The sequence below is a fragment of the Pseudomonas fuscovaginae SE-1 genome (genome assembly GCF_000364705.1).
GTDB lineage: Bacteria > Pseudomonadota > Gammaproteobacteria > Pseudomonadales > Pseudomonadaceae > Aquipseudomonas > Aquipseudomonas fuscovaginae_A.
This window is the reverse complement of sequence record NZ_AQOH01000345.1, coordinates 23,322-43,621: the sequence shown is the minus strand read 5'-3', so window position 1 is coordinate 43,621 and position 20,300 is coordinate 23,322. Positions and strand designations below refer to the sequence as shown.

Annotated in this window: 18 protein-coding genes; 7 read left to right on the top strand and 11 right to left on the bottom strand. The window is 63.9% G+C overall.

The window, feature by feature from the left end:
* Positions 1–178: 178 nt before the first annotated feature.
* The 7 genes from K675_RS0127295 to gloB all read right to left on the bottom strand — a co-directional run bounded on the left by K675_RS0127295 (position 179) and on the right by gloB (position 10,128).
* On the bottom strand, positions 179–1,789 hold the full coding sequence (locus tag K675_RS0127295) for an ABC transporter ATP-binding protein (RefSeq protein WP_017906640.1): 1,611 nt from the start codon (positions 1,787–1,789) through the stop codon (positions 179–181).
* A 1-nt stretch (position 1,790) separates the two neighbouring features.
* Positions 1,791–2,810: an ABC transporter permease gene (locus K675_RS0127290; RefSeq protein WP_017906639.1), complete on the bottom strand. Its 1,020-nt coding sequence runs from the start codon at positions 2,808–2,810 to the stop codon at positions 1,791–1,793.
* Position 2,811: 1 nt separating this feature from the next.
* Positions 2,812–3,885 carry a microcin C ABC transporter permease YejB gene (locus tag K675_RS0127285; RefSeq protein ID WP_017906638.1) on the bottom strand — a complete coding sequence of 358 codons (1,074 nt, stop codon included), beginning with the start codon at positions 3,883–3,885 and terminating at the stop codon, positions 2,812–2,814.
* A gap of 1 nt (position 3,886) precedes the next feature.
* On the bottom strand, positions 3,887–5,731 hold the full coding sequence (locus tag K675_RS0127280) for an extracellular solute-binding protein (RefSeq protein WP_017906637.1): 1,845 nt from the start codon (positions 5,729–5,731) through the stop codon (positions 3,887–3,889).
* Positions 5,728–7,557 (bottom strand): extracellular solute-binding protein, encoded by a 1,830-nt coding sequence (locus K675_RS0127275; RefSeq protein ID WP_017906636.1) that lies wholly within the window; start codon positions 7,555–7,557, stop codon positions 5,728–5,730. Before K675_RS0127275 ends, K675_RS0127280 begins: the two co-directional genes overlap by 4 nt.
* 278 nt (positions 7,558–7,835) lie before the next feature.
* The gene (locus tag K675_RS0127270) at positions 7,836–9,248 is read right to left on the bottom strand and encodes a LysM peptidoglycan-binding domain-containing protein (protein WP_026145573.1); all 1,413 of its coding nucleotides are present in this window, start codon (positions 9,246–9,248) and stop codon (positions 7,836–7,838) included.
* Positions 9,249–9,348: 100 nt separating this feature from the next.
* Positions 9,349–10,128, bottom strand: coding sequence for a hydroxyacylglutathione hydrolase (gloB, locus tag K675_RS0127265; protein WP_026145572.1), 780 nt, complete (start codon positions 10,126–10,128; stop codon positions 9,349–9,351).
* A gap of 74 nt (positions 10,129–10,202) precedes the next feature.
* On the opposite strand from gloB, the gene K675_RS0127260 reads away from it, so the two are divergent.
* From K675_RS0127260 to K675_RS0127240, 5 genes are all read left to right on the top strand, one after another.
* Positions 10,203–10,961, top strand: coding sequence for a class I SAM-dependent methyltransferase (locus K675_RS0127260; protein WP_017906633.1), 759 nt, complete (start codon positions 10,203–10,205; stop codon positions 10,959–10,961).
* A 115-nt stretch (positions 10,962–11,076) separates the two neighbouring features.
* Entirely contained in the window at positions 11,077–11,529 is a 453-nt protein-coding gene (gene rnhA, locus K675_RS0127255) for a ribonuclease HI (protein ID WP_017906632.1), read from the top strand.
* Entirely contained in the window at positions 11,522–12,265 is a 744-nt protein-coding gene (gene dnaQ / locus K675_RS0127250; RefSeq protein WP_017906631.1) for a DNA polymerase III subunit epsilon, read from the top strand. Before rnhA ends, dnaQ begins: the two co-directional genes overlap by 8 nt.
* A 117-nt stretch (positions 12,266–12,382) precedes the next feature.
* A complete protein-coding gene (locus tag K675_RS0127245) occupies positions 12,383–14,638 on the top strand; it encodes an Orn/Lys/Arg decarboxylase N-terminal domain-containing protein (RefSeq protein WP_017906630.1) in 2,256 nt (751 codons plus the stop codon).
* A 31-nt stretch (positions 14,639–14,669) separates the two neighbouring features.
* The gene (locus K675_RS0127240) at positions 14,670–15,230 is read left to right on the top strand and encodes a GNAT family N-acetyltransferase (RefSeq protein ID WP_017906629.1); all 561 of its coding nucleotides are present in this window, start codon (positions 14,670–14,672) and stop codon (positions 15,228–15,230) included.
* Between the two features lie 3 nt (positions 15,231–15,233).
* On the opposite strand, the gene K675_RS0127235 is transcribed toward K675_RS0127240, so the two are convergent.
* Together K675_RS0127235 and K675_RS0127230 are read right to left on the bottom strand one after the other, a co-directional pair.
* Positions 15,234–16,130 (bottom strand): LysR substrate-binding domain-containing protein, encoded by an 897-nt coding sequence (locus K675_RS0127235; RefSeq protein WP_017906628.1) that lies wholly within the window; start codon positions 16,128–16,130, stop codon positions 15,234–15,236.
* 99 nt (positions 16,131–16,229) lie between these two features.
* Positions 16,230–16,466, bottom strand: a complete 237-nt coding sequence (locus K675_RS0127230; RefSeq protein ID WP_026145571.1) for a hypothetical protein — start codon at positions 16,464–16,466, stop codon at positions 16,230–16,232.
* 218 nt (positions 16,467–16,684) lie between these two features.
* Here K675_RS0127230 and K675_RS0127225 point away from each other — a divergent pair, with 218 nt between their 5' ends.
* Complete coding sequence (locus tag K675_RS0127225; RefSeq protein WP_017906626.1) at positions 16,685–17,242, top strand: NADPH-dependent FMN reductase; 558 nt, start codon at positions 16,685–16,687, stop codon at positions 17,240–17,242.
* 83 nt (positions 17,243–17,325) lie between these two features.
* On the opposite strand, the gene phnX is transcribed toward K675_RS0127225, so the two are convergent.
* Both phnX and K675_RS0127215 read right to left on the bottom strand, forming a co-directional pair.
* Entirely contained in the window at positions 17,326–18,153 is an 828-nt protein-coding gene (gene phnX, locus K675_RS0127220; protein WP_017906625.1) for a phosphonoacetaldehyde hydrolase, read from the bottom strand.
* A gap of 10 nt (positions 18,154–18,163) precedes the next feature.
* A complete protein-coding gene (locus tag K675_RS0127215; RefSeq protein WP_017906624.1) occupies positions 18,164–19,321 on the bottom strand; it encodes a 2-aminoethylphosphonate--pyruvate transaminase in 1,158 nt (385 codons plus the stop codon).
* Between the two features lie 114 nt (positions 19,322–19,435).
* Between K675_RS0127215 and K675_RS0127210 the strand changes: the two genes are divergently transcribed.
* Positions 19,436–20,293, top strand: coding sequence for a LysR substrate-binding domain-containing protein (locus K675_RS0127210; RefSeq protein WP_017906623.1), 858 nt, complete (start codon positions 19,436–19,438; stop codon positions 20,291–20,293).
* Positions 20,294–20,300: the final 7 nt, after the last annotated feature.

Below are 20,300 nucleotides of genomic sequence, written 5' to 3'. Positions count from 1 at the left end.
CAAACAGGAAGGCCGCTCAATCGAGCGGCCTTCCTGTTTCTGTCAGTCCAGATAGTGTGCTGAAGCTACCGGCCCCTTCGCGCAAGCCCTGCTCCTACAGATTTTGCCGTGTATCAATATCGCAAGCGGCACCCGCCTTGTAGGAGCAGGGCTTGCCCGCGAAGGGGGCCTGGCAGGCCTAGGAGGCCTTCTCGGCTGTGAGGAACGCCGCCTTCAGCAGTTGCCGCGTGTAAGGGTGTTGTGGTGCCTCGAAGATCTCGCGTGCGTCCCCTTGCTCGACCACCTGGCCGTGCTTGACCACCATCAACTGATGGCTCAGCGCCTTGATCACCGCCAGGTCATGGCTGATGAACAGGTAGGTCAGGTTGTACTTGACCTGCAGCGAGCGCAGCAGCTCGACCACCTGGCGCTGTACGGTACGGTCCAGGGCAGAGGTCGGCTCATCCAGCAGGATCAGCGCCGGCTTGAGCACCAGGGCCCGGGCGATGGCGATCCGCTGTCGCTGCCCGCCGGAGAACTCGTGGGGATAGCGGTGGCGGGTCCGCGGGTCGAGGCCGACTTCCTTTAGGGCGGCGATGATCGCCTGTTCCTGCTCGGCTGGTGTACCGATCTTGTGGATGCGCAACCCTTCGCCGACGATCTCGCTGACGCACATGCGCGGGCTGAGGCTGCCGAACGGGTCCTGGAACACCACCTGCATTTCCCGCCGCAACGGCCGCACCTGTTGCTGGGACAGGCCGCTCAGCGACTGTCCCTCGAAGTGGATATCGCCCTGACTGCCGATCAGTCGCAGGATCGCCAGGCCCAGGGTCGACTTGCCCGAGCCGCTCTCGCCGACGATCCCCAGGGTCTGGCCCTGGGGCAGGCTGAAGTTGATGCCGTCCACCGCCTTGACGTGATCGACGGTGCGCCGCAGCAGGCCCTTCCTGATCGGGAACCAGACCTTCAGGTCCTTGATCTCCAGCAGCGGTGCGCCCACCGGATTGGCGGCTGGCTGACCGCTTGGCTCGGCACTGAGCAGTTCGCAGGTGTAGGGGTGCTGCGGCTTGTCGAACAGCGCGGCACAGTCGGCCTGCTCGACGATGCGTCCCTGTTGCATCACGCATACCCGATGGGCGATCCGCCGGACCAGGTTGAGGTCATGGCTGATCAACAGCAGAGCCATGCCCAGGCGCGCCTGCAGTTCCTTGAGCAGATCGAGGATCTTCAGTTGCACGGTGACGTCCAGTGCCGTGGTTGGTTCATCGGCGATCAGCAGCTCCGGCTCGTTGGCCAGGGCCATGGCGATCATCACCCGTTGCCGCTGGCCGCCGGAGAGCTCATGGGGCAGCGCCTTGAGCCGCTTGTGCGGCTCGGGGATGCCCACCAGTTCCAGCAGCTCGAGGGTACGTCGGGTGGCGACCTTGCCGGTCAGGCCCTTGTGAATGGCGAGAACCTCGTTGATCTGCTTCTCGATCGAGTGCAGCGGGTTCAGCGAGGTCATCGGCTCCTGGAAGATCATCGCGATCCGGTTGCCGCGAATGTGCCGCAGGGTCTTTTCCTTGAGGCTCAGCATGTCCTGGCCAGCGTACTGGATGCTGCCGCTGGGGTGGTGTGCCAGCGGGTAGGGCAGCAGACGGAGGATCGAATGGGCGGTCACCGACTTGCCGGAACCGCTTTCGCCCACCAGGGCCAGGGTCTCGCCGCGACGGATATCGAAACTGACGTTTTCGACCACCCGCTGGCGCTGTTCGCCGACGACGAACTCGACGGCGAGGTCGCGTATTTCGATCAGATTGTCCTGATTCATGTCATTTCCTCGGATCGAAGGCATCGCGGGCGGATTCGCCGATGAACACCAGCAGGCTGAGCATGATCGCCAGCACGGCGAATGCGCTGATGCCCAGCCACGGCGCCTGCAGGTTGGACTTGCCCTGGGCCACCAGTTCGCCGAGCGACGGTGCGCCTGGCGGCAGGCCGAAGCCGAGGAAGTCCAGGGCGGTGAGGGTGCCGATGGCGCCGGTGAGGATGAACGGCATGAAGGTCATGGTCGAGACCATGGCGTTGGGCAGGATATGCCGGAACATGATCGCGCCGTTCTGCATGCCCAGCGCCCGCGCCGCCCGCACGTACTCCAGGTTGCGGCCACGAAGGAACTCGGCACGGACCACATCCACCAGGCTCATCCAGGAAAACAGCAGCATGATCCCCAGCAGCCACCAGAAATTGGGCTGGACGAAGCTGGCCAGGATGATCAGCAGGTACAGCACCGGCAGGCCCGACCAGATCTCCAGGAAGCGCTGGCCGGCCAGGTCGACCCAGCCGCCGTAGAAGCCCTGCAGGGCGCCAGCGACCACGCCGATGATCGAGCTGAGGATCGTCAGGGTCAGGGCGAACAGCACCGAGACGCGGAAGCCGTAGATCACCCGCGCCAGCACGTCGCGGCCCTGGTCATCGGTACCCAGCAGGTTGTCCGCGGAGGGCGGGGCGGGAGCGGGGACCCTGAGGTCGTAGTTGATGCTCTGGTAGCTGAAGGGAATCGGCGCCCACAGCACCCAGGCCTCCTTGGCCTTGAGCAGTTCGCGGATGTACGGGCTCTTGTAGTTGGCTTCCAGCGGGAACTCGCCGCCGAAGGTGGTTTCCGGGTAGCGCTTGAGGGCCGGGAAATACCAGCCGCCATCGTAGTGCACCACCAGCGGCTTGTCGTTGGCGATCAGTTCGGCACCGAGGCTGATGACGAACAGTCCGAGGAACAGCCATAGGGACCACCAGCCGCGCTTGTTGGCCTTGAAACGCTCGAAACGTCGGCGATTGAGGGGGGAAAGCTGCATCTCAATGCTCCCGATGTTCGAAGTCGATGCGTGGGTCGACCAGGGTATAGGTCAGGTCGCCGATCAGTTTCATCACCAGGCCCAGCAGGGTGAAGATGAACAGCGTGCCGAAGACCACCGGGTAGTCGCGGTTGATCGCCGCCTCGAAGCTCATCAGGCCCAGGCCGTCGAGGGAGAAGATCACCTCCACCAGCAGCGAGCCGGTGAAGAAGATGCCGATGAAGGCCGCGGGAAAACCGGCGATCACCAGCAGCATCGCATTACGGAACACGTGGCCATAGAGCACCCGACGTTGCGTCAGGCCCTTGGCCTTGGCGGTGATCACATACTGCTTGTTGATCTCGTCGAGGAAGCTGTTCTTGGTCAGCAGCGTCATGGTCGCGAAGTTGCCGATCACCAGGGCGGTGACCGGCAGGGCCAGGTGCCAGAAGTAGTCGCAGACCTTGCCGAACAGGCTCAACTGGTCGAAGTTGCCCGAGGTCAGTCCGCGCAGTGGGAACCAGTTCAGGTAGCTGCCACCGGCAAACACCACGATCAGCAGGATGGCGAACAGGAACGCCGGGATCGCGTAGCCGACGATGATCGCCGAGCTGGTCCAGACGTCGAAATGGCTGCCGTGCCGGGTCGCCTTGGCGATGCCCAGGGGGATCGACACCAGGTACATGATCAGTGTGCTCCACAGGCCGAGGGAGATCGAGACCGGCATCTTTTCCTTGATCAGGTCGATCACCTTGGCGTCGCGGAAAAAGCTGTCGCCGAAATCCAGGGTTGCGTAGTTCCGGATCATGATCCACAAGCGTTCCGGCGCCGACTTGTCGAAGCCGTACATGTGCTCGATTTCCTTGATCAGCGCCGGGTCCAGGCCTTGGGCACCGCGGTAGCTGGAGCCGGCCACCGACACTTCCGAGCCGCCGCCGGCGATCCGGCTGGTGGCGCCGTCGAAGCCCTCGAGCTTGGCGATCATCTGTTCCACCGGGCCGCCCGGAGCTGCCTGGATGATCACGAAGTTGATCAGCAGGATGCCGAACAGGGTCGGAATGATCAGCAGCAGTCGCCGCAGTATGTAAGCCAGCATCTTATCGCTCCGCGCCCTTGCCGTTGGTGTTTTCCGGCGATGCCACCGGTTTTGCGTCCGGCCTGATCCACCAGGTGGAGGTGCCGACATCGTAGGTCGGCGAGATTTTCGGATGGGCGACATGGTCCCAATAGGCGATGCGCCAGGTCTTGATGTGCCAGTTCGGGATCACGTAGAAGCCCCACTGCAGCACCCGGTCCAGCGCTCGGGCGTGGTCGACCAGGCTCTGTCGGGAGTCGGCATTGATCAGCTGTTCCACCAGGATGTCCACTGCCGGATCCTTGAGGCCCATGGTATTGCGGCTGCCGGGTTTGTCGGCGCTGGCGGACATCCAGAACTCGCGTTGTTCGTTACCCGGCGAGCTCGATTGCGGGAAGCTGCCGACGACCATGTCGAAGTCCCGCGAGCGCAGACGGTTGACGTACTGGGACACATCGACCCGGCGGATCACCAGGTCGATCCCCAGGTCGCTCAGGTTGCGCTTGAAGGGCAGCAGCACCCGTTCGAACTCGGTCTGGGCAAGCAGGAATTCGATGCGTACCGGCTTGCCCTCGGTATCGACCATCTTGTCGTCGACGATATGCCAGCCGGCCTCAAGCAGCAGTTGGTAGGCTCGACGCTGCTGGTCGCGGATCATGCCGCTGCCGTCGCAGACCGCGGGCTGGTAGGCCTGGTTGAACACCTGCTCGGGAATCCGGCCGCGCAGCGGTTCGAGGATTGCCAGTTGCGCCTTGTCCGGCAGGCCGGTGGCGGCCATCTCCGAGTTCTCGAAATAGCTGCGGGTACGGGTGTAGGCGCCGTTGAACAGCTGCTTGTTGCTCCATTCGAAGTCGAACAGCAGGCTCAGCGCCTCGCGTACACGCACGTCCTGGAACATCGGCTTGCGCAGGTTGTAGACGAAGCCCTGCATGCCGGTCGGGTTGCCGTTGGGAATCTGTTCCTTGATCAGTCGCCCCTGGGCCACTGCCGGTGTGTTGTAGGCGCTGGCCCAGTTTTTCGCGCTCATTTCCAGCCAGTAGTCGAACTGCCCGGCCTTGAGGGCTTCGAGGGCGACGCTGTTGTCGCGGTAGTAATCGGTGGTCATCACGTCGAAGTTGTAGAACCCGCGATTGATCGGCAGGTCCTTGGCCCAATAGTCCTTCACCCGCTCATAACGCACCGAGCGTCCGGCCTTGACTTCGGCCAGCTTGTACGGCCCGCTGCCGAGAGGGAACTCCAGGTTGCCCCGGGTGAAGTCGCGGGTGGCCCACCAGTGCTTGGGCAGCACTGGCAGTTGGCCGAGAATTAATGGCAGTTCGCGATTGTTGGTGTGCTTGAACTTGAACAGCACCCGCAACGGGTCTTCGGCGACCACCTCGGCGACATCGGCGTAGTAGGCGCGGTAAAGCGGGGCGCCGTCCTTGATCAGAGTCTCGAAGCTGAACACCACGTCGTCGGCGCGCATCGGATGGCCGTCGTGGAAGCGCGCCTCGGGGCGCAGGTAGAAGCGCACCCAGCTGTTGTCAGGGGCTTTCTCGATCTTGCCGGCGACCAGTCCGTACTCGGTAAAGGGTTCGTCCATGCCCTGGCGGGCCAGGGTGTCGTAGATCAGGCCGATGTCGTCGGCCGGAACGCCCTTGCTGATGAACGGGTTGAGGCTGTCGAAGCCGCCGGAGGCCGACTGGCGGAAGGTGCCGCCCTTGGGGGCGTCGGGATTGACGAAGTCGACGTGTTTGAAATCGGCGGGGTATTTCGGTGGTTCATCGTAGAGGGTCAGGGCATGTTGCGGGGTGGCGCCGGCAAGGCCGGTCATTCCGACCGACAGCAGGCCACTGGCGCACAGCAGCAGGGCACGCAAGGGCATCATTGGGCTTTCTCCGAAGCTTTCATCCACCAGGCGCTCAGGCCCAGGGTGTATGGCGGCGTGGTGACGAAGGCGAACCGGTTGCGGTAGGCCAGGCGGTGATAGTTGAGGTACCAGTTGGGAATCATGTAGTGCTGCCACAGCAGCACCCGGTCCAGGGCACGACCTGCGGCCAGTTGTTCGTCTCGCGATTGGGCGGCCAGCAGGGCCTCGAGCATGTGGTCGACCACCGGGTTGGCGACGCCCGCATAGTTCTTGCTGCCCTTGACGGCGGCCTGGCTGGAATGGAAGTACTGCCATTGTTCCAGACCGGGGCTGAGCGTCTGGTCGAGGGTCATCAGGATCATGTCGAAATCGAACTGGTCGAGGCGCTGCTTGTACTGGGCGCGATCCACGGTTCTCAGGTGGGCGTCCACGCCGATGCTGGCGAGATTTTCGACATAGGGCTGGAGGATCCGTTCGAGGTTCGGATTGACCAGCAGGATTTCGAAGCGCAACGGCTGCCCGGCGCTGTTCACCAGGCGCTGGCCGTCCAGCTTCCAGCCGGCCTCGGCAAGCAGCCCCAGGGCGCGACGCATGGTTTCGCGGGGAATGCCGCGGCCATCGGTGCGTGACAGGCTGAAGGGCTGGGTGAACAGGGCGGCCGGCAACTGCTCGCGGTAGGGCGAGAGCAGCAGCCATTCCTTGCCGACCGGCAGCCCGCTGGAGGCAAACTCGCTGTTGGGGTAGTAGCTCATGGCCCGCTGATAGGCATTGTTGAACAGCGTGCGGTTGGTCCATTGGAAATCGAACATCAGGCCGATGGCCTCGCGCACCTCGTCCTGGGCAAAGGTGACGCGGCGGCTGTTCATGAACAGGCCCTGGGTCTGCGTCGGGATCTGGTGGGCGATCTGGGCCTTGATCACGTCGCCGCGCAGCACGGCGGGAAAGCTGTAGCCGCTGGCCCAGTTCTTTGCCTGGTGCTCGATATAGATATCGAATTCGCCGGCCTTGAAGGCCTCGAAGGCGACATCGCTGTCACGGTAGAACTCGACCTCGACCCGGTCGAAGTTGTACTTGCCTCGGTTGACCGGCAGGTTCTCGCCCCACCAGTTTTTCACCCGCTCGAACACCAGTTGCCGGCCGGGCTGGACCCGCGTGATGCGATAGGGGCCGCTGCCCAGTGGCGGCTCGAAGGTGGTGGCCTTGAAGTCGCGACCTTGCCAGTAATGCTGCGGCAAGACCGGCAGTTCGCCCAGGCGCAGGATCAGCAGCGGGTTGCCCGAGCGCTTGAAGACGAAACGGATCCGCTGCGGGCCGAGCACATCGACCCGTGACACTTCCTGCAGGCTGGTGCGGTACTGCGGGTGCCCCTCCTTGAGCAGGAGGCGATAGGAAAACGCCACATCGTAGGCGGTGATCGGCGTGCCGTCGTGAAAGCGCGCTTCGGGGCGCAGATTGAACACGACCCAGCTGCGATCCTCGCTGTATTCCAGCGTTTGTGCGATCAAACCGTAACTTGATGTCGGCTCGTCACCGGACGGCGCATACTGGCCGGTGCCGACCATCAGGGTTTCGTTCAGTTCGTTGACGCCGTACTGCAGGAAGTTCGGTGTCGAGACCGGGCTGGTGCCCTTGAAGGTATAGGGGTTGAGCGTGTCGAAGGTGCCGAAGGCCATGACCCGCAAGGTGCCACCCTTGGGCGCGTCAGCGTTGACCCAGTCGAAGTGGGTAAATTTGGCGGGGTACTTGAGCAGACCGAACTGCGCATAACCGTGGCTTTCGCTGATCGTCGCGCTTGCGGGGAAACTCAAGGCCAGGCTGATGAAGAACGGGAGGAGGGGACGCATCAGCTCAGGGATCCGGTGCAGACTGCTTGGGCTCTATGGATCTTACCTTAACAGCTTGTATCGGCAGGAAAAAGGCCGCGGCCTTTGTAGGGGTGGACTTGCTGGCTATTTGCCAGGTTTGGTCATTCACGAGCCCCTGTAGGAGCCGGCTTGCTGGCGATGGCGAACTCTCCAACACGCTTGTCGAATGGCCGCCTTCGGCGTCTCGCCAGCAAGCCGGCTCCTACAGACCGCTCACCATCAGCTCGCCGTATGCGGGTTGTCGGGTGAGCGGAGAATCAGCGCGGTTGGGCGACGGTAAGGATCTGGCCTGGCTTCAGCGCCTGGCCGGTGCGCGGATTGAGACGCTTGAGGTGCTGCATCTCAACGTTGAAACGCTTGGCGACAATATAAAGGGAGTCGCCCTTCTGCACCTTGTAGGTGGTGGGTGCAGCCGATTTCTTGCTGACCGGCGCGCGGACGTTGTCCTGCATGACCAGGGTCTGGCCGACCTTCAGCTTGTGTCCGGACAGTTTGTTCCAGCGTTGCAGTTCCTTGACGTCGACCTTGTTGGCCTTGGCGATCGACGACAGGCTGTCGCCGTTCCTGACCTTGTAGCGGCGGCTCAGGCTAGCCGGTCCGTTGCTGGCGACATTCTCGAACACCGGCTTTTTCGGCCGCATGCTCACCAGTTCCTCGGGCTTGAGGTTCGACAGGCTGGTGGTCAGCAGTTGTGCCTTGGAACTCGGTACCAGCAGGTGCTGCGGCCCGTCGAGGGTCGCCTTCTGCTTGTAGGCCGGGTTCAACTGGATCATTTCGTCTTCGTCGATTTCCGCCAGCGCGGCGACCCGCGAGAGGTCCAGTGGCTGGTTGACCTCGACGCTGGCGAAGTAGGGTTCGTTGGCGATCGGGTTGAGGTTCACGCCATAGGCTTCCGGCGACATCACCACTTGTGACAGGGCCAGCAGCTTGGGCACGTAGTCACGGGTTTCCTGGGGCAGCGGCAGGTTCCAGTAGTCGGTGGGCAGGCCGAGCTTTTCGTTGCGCTCGATGGCCCGGCTGACCGTGCCTTCGCCAGCATTGTAGGCGGCCATGGCCAGCAGCCAGTCGCCGTTGAACATATCGTGCAGGCGGGTCAGGTAGTTCAGCGCCGCGATGGTCGAGGCGGTGATATCGCGGCGTCCATCATAGAAGCGGTCCTGGCGCAGGTTGAAGTTGCGCCCGGTGGACGGAATGAACTGCCACAGGCCGACCGCATCGGCACGGGAATAGGCCATCGGGTTGTAAGCGCTCTCGATCACCGGCAAGAGTGCCAGTTCCAGCGGCATGTTGCGTTCTTCGAGACGCTCGACGATGTAATGGATATAGAGGGTGCCGCGCTCGCTGGCGTTTTCCAGGAACGACGGGTTGCTGGCGAACCACAGGCGCTGCTGCTCGATGCGCGGGTTGACCCCCAGGCCGTCCTGCAGCTTGAAGCCCTGGCGCATGCGCTCCCAGACATCCTGTGGCGGCGTCGGGTTGGTCTTCTCGCCGGCCCATATCGGTTTCTGCTTGATCCGGACGTTGAGGTTCGGCGTCGGTTCGTTGCCGTTGTCCGAGGGGTTATGGAAGCCTTGGCAACCCGCCAGGGTGGCGGAAACAGCCACGGCGACAGCCTGAGCCAATCGCGTCAATGTGCCTGAATTGATGGGTTTGCGGTTAGGTGACGACATTGGCTGGAAGGTAGTTCCGGGCAAAAATGTCGGGCGATTCTAGAAAGCGCTCAGGGTCCGGTCAACCATGGAGCCTTTGCGGCCCCCCCGGCACCGGGCCTCAGAACTGGTCTTTCCAGGCCCGCAGGGCAGCAAAAACCTCACTCGGCGACGGGTTGTCGCGGCCGCTCCGTTCGTCCGCTTTTTCTTTAACAGATGTTTCGCCGACCCGCAGGAATGGGTTGGTGCGCAGTTCCAGGGCCAGGTTCGATGGTAGGCTGATCCGCCCGTCGGCCCGCCATTGGCTGACCTGTTCCAGCCGCGCGGCGATGTCCGGATTCTGTGGCTCGACGGCCTGGGCGAAACGCAGGTTGCCCAGGGTGTATTCATGGGTGCAGTGCACGGCGGTGTTGGCCGGCAGGGCCGCCAGCCGGCTCAGGGAGGTGTGCATCTGCTCGGCCGTGCCCTCGAACAGGCGCCCGCAGCCGGCGGCGAACAGCGTGTCGCCGCAGAACAGCAGCGGTGTCTCTTCATTCGCCTGGTAGAAGGCGATATGCCCCAGCGTGTGGCCGGGCACGGCAAACACCTGGAATTGCAGGTCGAGTACACTGATCCGGTCGTTGTCCCGCAGCGCCACGTCCCGGGCCGGGATGTTCTCGTTGGCCGGGCCGAGCACACGCGCTCCGGTGGCCTGTTTCAGGCGTTCGACACCGCCGACATGATCGTGGTGGTGGTGAGTGATCAGGATATCGTCCAGTCGCCAGTCCGGATGCGCCTCCAGCCAGGCCAGCACCGGTGCCGCGTCACCCGGGTCGACCACGGCGCAGCGGCGTTGCGTATCGTCGCGCAGCAGCCAGATGTAGTTGTCGGTGAAGGCGGGCAGTGCATCGATCTGTATCATGTTGGAGGTCGCCAAGCGGAAAACATTGGCGCATCTTAGAGGCTGGTATGGCTCATGGCGAGTTGGAGCAAGCAATGACCGATAAAGCGTTCGCTCAAGCCGACCCCGACTGGCTGGCACTGGTCAGTGCGGCCCGTGACTGGTTGTCCGGGCCGCTGGGGCAACTGCTGCTCGATGAAGAGCGGCGCATGCTCGACGAGGAACTCGGGCGTTACTTCGGCGGCTACCTGGTTCATTACGGGCCATCCGCCGAGACCCCGCCGCAAGCGCAGCAGGTGCGTCGCAACGTGCGCCTGGGCGCGCCGCTGCCGGGCGTCGAGATCGTTTGCGACGAACGGGCGTGGCCGCTGAGCGAACACGCGGCGGATGTCGTGGTGCTGCAGCATGGCCTGGATTTCTGCCTGTCGCCCCATGGCCTGCTGCGCGAGGCGGCGGCCAGCGTGCGTCCCGGCGGGCATCTGCTGATCGTCGGCATCAATCCCTGGAGTGCCTGGGGGCTGCGGCACGTGTTCGCCCATGATGCCTTGCGCCAGGCCCGCTGCATTTCACCCTCGCGGGTCGCCGACTGGCTCAACCTGCTGGGCTTTGCGCTGGAGAAACGCCGCTTCGGGTGCTATCGTCCGCCGCTGGCCTCACCGGTCTGGCAGGCGCGTCTGGCGGGCTGGGAGCATGTCGCCGGTCGCTGGCAACTGGCAGGTGGAGGCTTCTATCTATTGGTCGCCCGCAAGATCATGATCGGTCTGCGGCCGGTCCAGCAGGTGCGGCGCGAACCGGTCGGCAAGCTGGTGCCGCTGCCGCTGGCCAAGGTCAACCGGCGCCCCAGCGAGCCCTGATGCGGCGGGCTTTCAATTGGAGTTGGGCAATTTTTCGCGGGCCGGCATTGCCGGTCCGGGCGCCATCGGCCAATCGTCGATGGCCCACAAGGCATTTTTCGATGGAAAGGTTGTAATGAGCGATACCGTTGAACTCTTCACCGATGGCGCCTGCAAGGGCAACCCCGGCCCGGGCGGTTGGGGCGCACTGCTGGTCTTCAAGGGGGTCGAGAAGGAACTCTGGGGCGGCGAGCCCAACACCACCAACAACCGCATGGAGCTGTTGGGCGCGATCCGTGGCCTGGAGGAACTCAAGCGGCCGTGCGAGGTGTTGCTGGTGACCGACTCCCAGTACGTGATGAAAGGCATCACCGAGTGGATGACCAACTGGAAGAAGCGCGGCTGGAAGACCGCGGCCAAGGAACCGGTGAAGAATGCCGACCTGTGGCAACAGCTCGACGAGCAGGTCAATCGTCACACCGTGAAATGGAAATGGGTACGCGGGCACGTCGGCCACCCGGGCAACGAACGTGCCGACCAACTGGCCAACCGCGGCGTGGATGAAGTGCGAGGAATCAAGCATGCGTAGTGTGGTACTCGATACCGAAACCACCGGTATGCCGGTGACCGACGGCCACCGGATCATCGAGATCGGTTGCGTCGAGATCATCGGCCGCCGGCTGACCGGGCGGCATTTCCACGTCTATCTGCAACCGGACCGCGAAAGCGACGAGGGGGCGATCGGCGTCCACGGTATCACCGATCAGTTCCTTATCGGCAAGCCGCGCTTCGCCGAGGTGGCCGACGAGTTCTTCGAGTTCATCAAGGGCGCGCAGCTGATCATCCACAACGCGGCGTTCGACGTTGGCTTCATCAACAACGAGTTCGCCCTGCTGGGCCAGCACGACCGCGCCGATATCAGCCAGCACTGCAGCATTCTCGACACCCTGTTGATGGCCCGGGAACGTCACCCGGGACAACGCAACAGCCTCGACGCCTTGTGCAAGCGCTATGGCGTCGACAACTCCGGCCGTGAGCTGCACGGTGCACTGCTCGACTCGGAGATTCTCGCCGACGTCTACCTGACCATGACCGGCGGCCAGACCAGCCTGTCCCTGGCCGGCAACAATGGCGATGGTGCCGGCGAAGGCGGGGCCGGGCAGGCCAGCGAAATCCGCAGGCTTTCCGCTGATCGCCAGCCGGGCCGGATCATCCGGGCCAGCGAGAGCGAATTGGCCGAGCACCAGGCGCGCCTGGAGATCATTGCCAAGTCCGCCGGCGGCCCTGCACTCTGGACGCAACTGAACGAGGCTGCGGCGCGGTAGGGCTGTTTGTTACAAGAGTTCTCCTTTCTCTCGTTTCAGCTTCACATGTAGGACAAACAGCTTCTACCCTGAAGGAACTGACGGGCGGTATCCCGTCGCCTCAGGACTGAAAAAAACATGTACAAGGATTTGAAGTTTCCGATCCTGATCGTGCACCGCGACATCAAGGCGGACACGGTCGCCGGGGATCGGGTACGGGGAATCGCCAAGGAGCTCGAACAGGACGGTTTCAGTGTCTTCTGCGCTGTCGATTACGCCGAGGGCCGTCTGGTCGCCTCGACTCACCATGGCCTGGCCTGCCTGCTGATCGCCGCCGAGGGGGCCGGGGAAAACACCCACCTGCTGCAAAACATGGTCGGGCTGATACGTCTGGCGCGGGTCCGCGCGCCCGACCTGCCGATCTTCGCTCTGGGCGAGCAGGTCACCCTGGAAAACGCGCCGGCCGACGCCATGAGCGAACTCAACCAGTTGCGCGGCATTCTCTACCTGTTCGAGGACACGGTGCCTTTTCTGTCGCGGCAGGTGGCCCGGGCAGCGCGCAACTACCTGGATGGCCTGCTGCCGCCTTTTTTCCGCGCGCTGGTGCAGCATACCGCCGACTCCAACTATTCCTGGCATACGCCGGGCCATGGCGGTGGCGTGGCCTACCGCAAGAGTCCGGTGGGGCAGGCGTTTCACCAGTTCTTCGGAGAGAACACCCTGCGTTCCGACTTGTCGGTGTCCGTTCCGGAACTAGGGTCGCTGCTCGATCATACTGGCCCCTTGGCTGAAGCCGAAGCCCGCGCGGCGCGCAATTTCGGCGCTGATCACACCTTCTTCGTGATCAACGGCACTTCCACCGCGAACAAGATCGTCTGGCATTCGATGGTCGGTCGGGATGACCTGGTGCTGGTCGATCGCAACTGCCACAAGTCGGTGCTGCATTCGATCATCATGACCGGTGCCATCCCGCTTTACCTGTGCCCGGAGCGCAACGAACTGGGGATCATCGGTCCGATACCCCTGAGCGAATTCAGCCACGAGTCGATCCAGGCGAAGATCGACGCCAGCCCGCTCACCCGCGGGCGCCCGCCCCGGGTGAAGCTGGCGGTGGTCACCAACTCGACCTACGACGGCCTGTGCTACAACGCCGAGCTGATCAAGCAGAGCCTGGGCAGCAGCGTCGAGGTGCTGCATTTCGACGAGGCCTGGTACGCCTACGCGGCCTTCCACGAGTTCTTTGCCGGGCGCTACGGCATGGGTACCTCACGAACCCCGGACAGCCCGCTGGTGTTCACCACCCACTCGACCCACAAGCTGCTCGCGGCGTTCAGCCAGGCCTCGATGATCCACGTGCGGGATGGCGGCGCGCGACAACTGGACCGTGATCGCTTCAACGAAGCGTTCATGATGCACATCTCCACCTCGCCGCAGTACAGCATCATCGCCTCACTGGACGTGGCCTCGGCCATGATGGAGGGGCCGGCGGGACGTTCTCTGCTCCAGGAAATGTTCGACGAGGCGCTGAGCTTTCGTCGTGCCCTGGCCAATCTGCGCCAGCATATCGCCGCTGATGATTGGTGGTTCAGCATCTGGCAGGCACCGCGCGTGGAAGGCATCGACAGAGTCGAGACCGTCGACTGGCTGCTGGAGCCGCAGGCCGATTGGCATGGCTTCGGTGACGTCGCCGAGGACTATGTGCTGCTCGACCCGATCAAGGTCACCCTGGTGATGCCGGGGCTCACAGCCGGCGGTGCCCTGAGCGAGCATGGCATTCCGGCGGCGGTGGTCAGCAAGTTCCTCTGGGAGCGCGGACTGGTGGTGGAAAAGACCGGTCTCTATTCGTTCCTGGTGCTGTTCTCGATGGGCATCACCAAGGGTAAATGGAGCACGCTGCTCACGGAGTTGCTCGAGTTCAAGCGCAACTACGACGCCAATGCGAGTCTGACCAGTTGTCTGCCTTCGGTGGCCCGGCAGGGGCCGCAGCGTTACCAGGGCATGGGCCTGCGCGACCTGTGCGATCAACTGCATGCCTGTTATCGCAGCAATGCCACGGCCAGGCACCTCAAGCGCATGTACACGGTACTGCCCGAGGTCGCCATGAAGCCCGCCGACGCCTACGACCGGCTGGTGCGCGGCGAGGTCGAGGCGGTGTCGATCGATGCATTGCAGGGGCGGGTCGCGGCGGTCATGCTGGTACCTTATCCGCCGGGCATTCCGCTGATCATGCCGGGCGAGCGTTTCACCGAGGCGACCCGTTCGATCATCGACTACCTGGCTTTTGCCCGGGCATTCGACAATGGGTTCCCCGGTTTTGTCGCGGATGTGCACGGCCTGCAACATGAAGACAACGGTGATGGCCGCTGCTATACCGTCGATTGCATCAAGGAATGAGGACAGGACAGTTCGCCCTATGCATTTAGTCATGAACCCGAAAGACCCCGAAGTCTCGGTCCGGGTGGCCGACGAGGGCTTCTCCGAGTACATCTGGGGCAGCGATTTCAGCTTCGAGGTCAGGGCCTATGGCCGGCCCGAGATGGGCCGCAAGGTCGACCAATGGCCGCTGAGCACGGTGGCTCCCTACCGCAAGTGCTACGGCATCGATCCCGAGGAGTTCGCCAGCTACCGCGGCAAGGCGGACAGTGCGATCTTCATGGCCTACCTCGATGGCCGGCCTGCCGGGCATGTGGTGGTCAGCACCAACTGGAACGGCTTTGCCCATGTCGACGAGTTGGCGGTGGATGCCCGTGCGCGACGTCATGGCGTGGCCAGGGCCCTGCTCGACGAGGTGCGGTTCTGGAGCCAGCGCAAGAACCTGCCGGGAGTGATGCTGGAGACCCAGAACAACAACCTCGGCGCCTGTCGCCTGTACGAGCGTTGTGGCTACGTGCTGGGCGGGATCGACCACTTGCGTTATCGCGGAATCGACGCCCAGACCCGTGAAGTGGCGCTGTTCTGGTACCTGCTGTTCACACCGCAGATCTGACGGTCAGGCCGGCGCCAGCATGGCCGTGGCCTTTTCGCCGATGATTTCCAGCAGGGCCTTCTGCGCGGGCGATGGCTCGCGTTCCTTCAGCGTCAAGGCATGCAGGGTGATGGGGATGGCCGGGGCGATCGGACAGACGTCCAGCCCGCCGTCCCTGGCTCCCGCGGCGGTGAATGGATCGACGATCGCCAGGCCTTCGCCGGCTTCGACCATGCTGCGCATCATCTGGTAGGTCTGTACCCGCGTCTGCACCTGCGGTGGCGGACGCAGGCCCTGCAGCTTGCTGTCGAGCAGCAGGCTGAGGGTGTCCTGTTGCTCCAGGCCGATCATCGATTGCCCCGCCAGGTCCCGCAGGGAGATGTATTTCTGCCTGGGTTGCAACCAGCCATGGGGGGCGAGCAGTTGCAGCTTGCCCTGGGCCAGCGTCTCGCAGCGGATCTGCGGATGTTCGGGATCGTGCAGGCTCAGGCCCAGTTCGATCTCGCGCAGCAGCAGGCCGCGGACGATGTCGCGGGTGTGCTGGCTGGCCAGGGTGCAAGGGGTGTCGTGGAAGCGTCGGCGCAGGGCGGCGATGCCTTGTGGCAGCAACTGTTGGGCAAGTGTCGGGGTACAGGTCACCCGCAGGGGCGGGGCCTGGTGCTGGCGCAACTCCGCGGCCAGGCGGCGCAACGGCTCCAGCTCCCGGTACAGATGGCTGATCTGCGGTTGCAGCTCGCGGGTTTCACGGGTCGCCTGCATGCGCCCGCGGACCGTGGCGAACAACAGGAAGCCCAGTTGCTGTTCGGCCTCCTGCAAGGTGGCACTGAGCGTGGACGCCGGCAGTTGCAGCAACTCGGCGGCGGGGCCGAGGTTGCCGGTCTGCAGGATGGCCTGGATTGCTTCGATATGGCGTAGACGCATGCTTGAAGTCCATGTCCCGCACGGAGGAGGTCAGTGGACTGATCCTAACCCAAGTTGGCCTGCAAGACTGCAGATCAGCGTGCGTTCAGCGGTGCGTCATCAAGGGGTGGGAAGGGTATCGGGCTCACGGATGAGGGTGATGCCCGACTGGACCAGCAGAAACTCGTTGTCGTCGAGCTTATTGACGCGATCGCCGATGGCCAGTTTATAGGTAGTGACGGGCTCCGTGCCGGCCAGGCCTTCCTGCGAAGGCATGGATTCCTGGAACTCATGCACCGAGTACACGCGTCCCTCCGCGTCCCGTGCATGAAATTGTCCGACGAGTACTGCAGCCATCTGTATTGAACCTCTGGAAATTAACTGCCGATTTGCGGTTCTGTAGACCTTGCCCGGTTCCGGGAAGTTTTGTCCCGGGAAAAAAATAGTCGTCCGATCCTGCCGGTTTCGGTGTTGGCAAGGGGCCACATCCTGCATGGTGCTGGGAAAAATCCGACATTTGTTGTGGCTGATCATCTATACCTAAAGCTCCCTTGTCCTACGTATCTGGAGTGCCCATGAGTAATGTCCATACCGTCGCCGTGCTGGTTGGCAGCCTGCGAAAAGAGTCGATCAACCGTAAGGTGGCGTTGGCCCTGGCTGACCTGGCACCGGCCAATCTGAAGCTGGGGATTGTCGAGATCGGCGACCTGCCGTTGTACAACGAGGATATCGATGGCACGCCACCGGCGGCCTACACCCGTTTTCGGGAGCAGGTCGCCGCCGCCGATGCGGTGCTGTTCGTGACGCCGGAGTACAACCGTTCGGTACCCGCGCCGCTGAAGAATGCCATCGACGTCGGTTCGCGGCCTTATGGCAAGAGTGCCTGGAGCGGCAAGCCGGGGGCGGTGATCAGCGTATCGCCGGGTGCCATCGGCGGTTTTGGTGCCAACCACCATCTGCGCCAGTCGCTGGTGTTTCTGAATGTGCCGTGCATGCAGCAGCCGGAGGCCTACTTCGGCGGGGCGGGCGCTGCATTCGATGAGACGGGCAAGTTGTCGGAGCAGAGCAGGCCATTCCTGCAGGGTTTCATCAATGCCTATGGGCAATGGGTGGAGCAGCACAAGAAGGCCTGATGGCCACCCTCACCTGGGGAACAGCAGCGTCGTGCGCCTGTCGCGTGTTCGACGCTGCCTTCTTTGGGGCGGACTTCAACGGATCAGCAGCCCTGCGGCATCTCGCCATTCGCCAGCCGCCGGTTGATGTGCGCAATCACCTGCGGCAGCTCGTTGATGGTGTCGATCAGGTAGTGCGGGCGCGAGCCTTCGAACAGGCCATGGATGCGTTGGCGCTGGGCCGCCAGGCTGGCTTCGTCGAGTGCCCGGTAGGCCTGGTAGTCCAGGCCCAGGGCGTTGCCGGAGCAGACCAGGGCCACCGTCCACATGCCGGCGCGGCGACCTTCGAGGATGCCCGGAACCGTATCGTCCACCTTCACGCAGGCCGCGACATCGTCGATGCCCAGAGCGATCACGTTCGCCAGTGCCTGGGCCGGCCAGGGACGGCCATTGGGTACTTCATCGGTGGCGACCACATGGTCGGCGACATAACCGTTGCTGGTCGCCAGTTCGACGACCTTGGCCATCACCTCGGCCGGGTAGCCGGAACAGGAGCCGATCTTCAGGCCTTGCCGGCGCAGTTCGGCGATGGTCTCGAGCGCGCCGGGAATCAGCGCCGAGTGCTCGGCGATCTTTTCGACCTGTAACGGCATGAAGCGCCGATAGATCTCGGTCACGTCCACATCCCTGGGCGTGCGACCGAACACCTGGCGGTAGCGCTCGGCGATCCGCGGCTGGTCGCACAAGGCGCGGATGTGATCCCACTTGCCCATGCCCATCGGCCCACGCGCCTCGTCGATGGAAACCTGCACATCGAACTCGGCGAAGGCTTCGACGAAGATCCGGGTCGGGGCGAACGAGCCGAAGTCGACGACGGTGCCGGCCCAGTCGAGGATGGCCGCTTGCAGTCGTGTCGGTTGGGTGTAGTTCATGGCGGTTGCCTCAAGCACGCAAGTGGGTGTCCAGGGCGGGCGTGGCAACGCCCGGAAGCGGCTGGGGCATCACGCCCATCTCGTGCAGCGCTTCGCCGATCGCCTGGACCGCGGCCTGCATGTCGTGGCGGCTGATAGCGCCAATGCAGCCGACACGGAAGGTGTCGACCGCCGTCAGCTTGCCCGGGTAGAGAATGAAGCCCTTGGCCTTGACCCGTTCGTAGAGCGTCGTGAAGTCGTAGTGCGGATCCTGCGGCGCGTGCACGGTGACGATGATCGGCGCCTGGATCGCCTCTGGCAGGAAACTGCGCAGACCGAGCTTGCCCAGCTCTTCGAGCAGCACCTGGCAGTTGTCGGCATAGCGCCGTAGACGCGCCGGCTGGCCGCCTTGCTCGGAGAACTGCCGCAAGGCCTCATGCAGGGCGGCGATCACATGGGTGGGCGGTGTGAAGCGCCACTGGCCGGTGCGCGCCAGGTAGGCCTGCTGGTCATGCAGGTCCAGCGCCAGCGAATGCGCATTGCCCGCGGCCTTGGCCAGGCTGGTCTTGCGGGCCAGCACGAAGCCCATGCCCGGCACGCCTTCCAGGCATTTGCCGGAGGCCGCGATCAGAGCATCGAACGGCATCCGCCGGGCGTCGATGGGCAAGGCACCGAAGGCACTCATGGCGTCGATGATCAGGCGTTTGCCGTGACGGGCGACGACCTCGGCGATCGGCTCCAGCGGGTTGAGGATGCCGGTGCTGGTTTCGCAGTGGATCAGCGCGACATGGCTGATCGCCGGGTCGGCGAGCAGCCGCTGTTCGACCTCGGCCGCGTCGCTCGGCTGGTCCTCGGCGGTTTCGAGGGTGCGGAAGGCCCGGCCCAGCACCGCGCAGATGCTCGTCAGGCGCTTGCCGTAGGCGCCATTGACCAGCACCAGCACCTTGCCGTCGCGGGGCACCAGGGTGCCGATGGCGGCCTCCACGGCAAAAGTGCCGCTGCCCTGCAACGGCACGCAATAATGGCTGTCGGCACCGTCGACGATGGCCAGCAGGCGCTCGCAGACGCTGGCGGTCAACCGGTTGAAGCGCTCGTCCCACGAGCCCCAGTCCAGCAGCAGCGCCTGGCGGGTACGGGCCGAGGTGGTGAGCGGACCGGGGGTCAGCAGGATGGGGGCGGCGGTGCTCATGGGATTTCCTTGCTACGTGGGTCATTGACGGAATACACGGCATACGTTGCGGTTTGCCTTGTCATCAATCAAATTGTTTGTTGTTATTCGAGCTATAAGTGAGGCCGATAAACAATGAACCTGTTCCAACTCCGTGCATTCGATGCCGTGGCCCGCGAGGGCAGCTTCACCCGCGCCGCCGCCCGGCTGTTCATCAGCCAGCCGGCGGTCACCGGGCATATCAAGGCCCTGGAGGAGCATTACCAGGTCACGCTGCTGCGTCGGACGGCACGGCGGGTGGAGTTGACGGAGCAGGGCAGCCGACTGGCGGCGATTACCCGGGCGATGTTCGGCCTGGTCGAAGAGGCACGAGTGATGCTCGAAGCCAACCGCCAGTTGTTGACCGGGCGCCTCGAGGTCGCGGCGGATGGGCCGCACATGGTCATGCCGATGCTCGCACGGCTGCGCGAGCGTTATCCGGGGATCACCGTCAACCTGCGGCTCGGCAATGCCCGGGAAACCCTGGCGGCGCTGCTCGCCGAGCATGTCGACGTCGCGGTGCTGACCGAAGTCGAGCCGCGCCAGGGCCTGCACCTGCACGCCCTGAGCGAATCGCGGATCTGCGTCCTGGTGCCGGCCGGTCACCCCTGGCAGGACGAGCCCGGGGGTATCGCGCTGCAGCGTCTGGACCAGATGGTCATGGTGTTGCGCGAGCCTTCGTCGATCACCCGGCGTACCTTCGACCAGGCGTGTGGCCTGGCCGGAGTCCATCCGCGGGTGCTGCTGGAGCTGGACAGTCGCGAAGCGGTGAGCGAAGCGGTGGCCGCAGACCTGGGGTTGGGGATCGTCTCTTCGCTGGAGGTCAGTCACGACCCGCGGATAAGGGCGGTACCGCTGATCGGCGACGGCCTGCGCAACCGGCACATGGTTGGCTGCCTGGAGCGGCGTAGCGAGTTGCGCCTGATCCAGGCGTTCCTCGGCCTGCTGGGATGACGGCTCG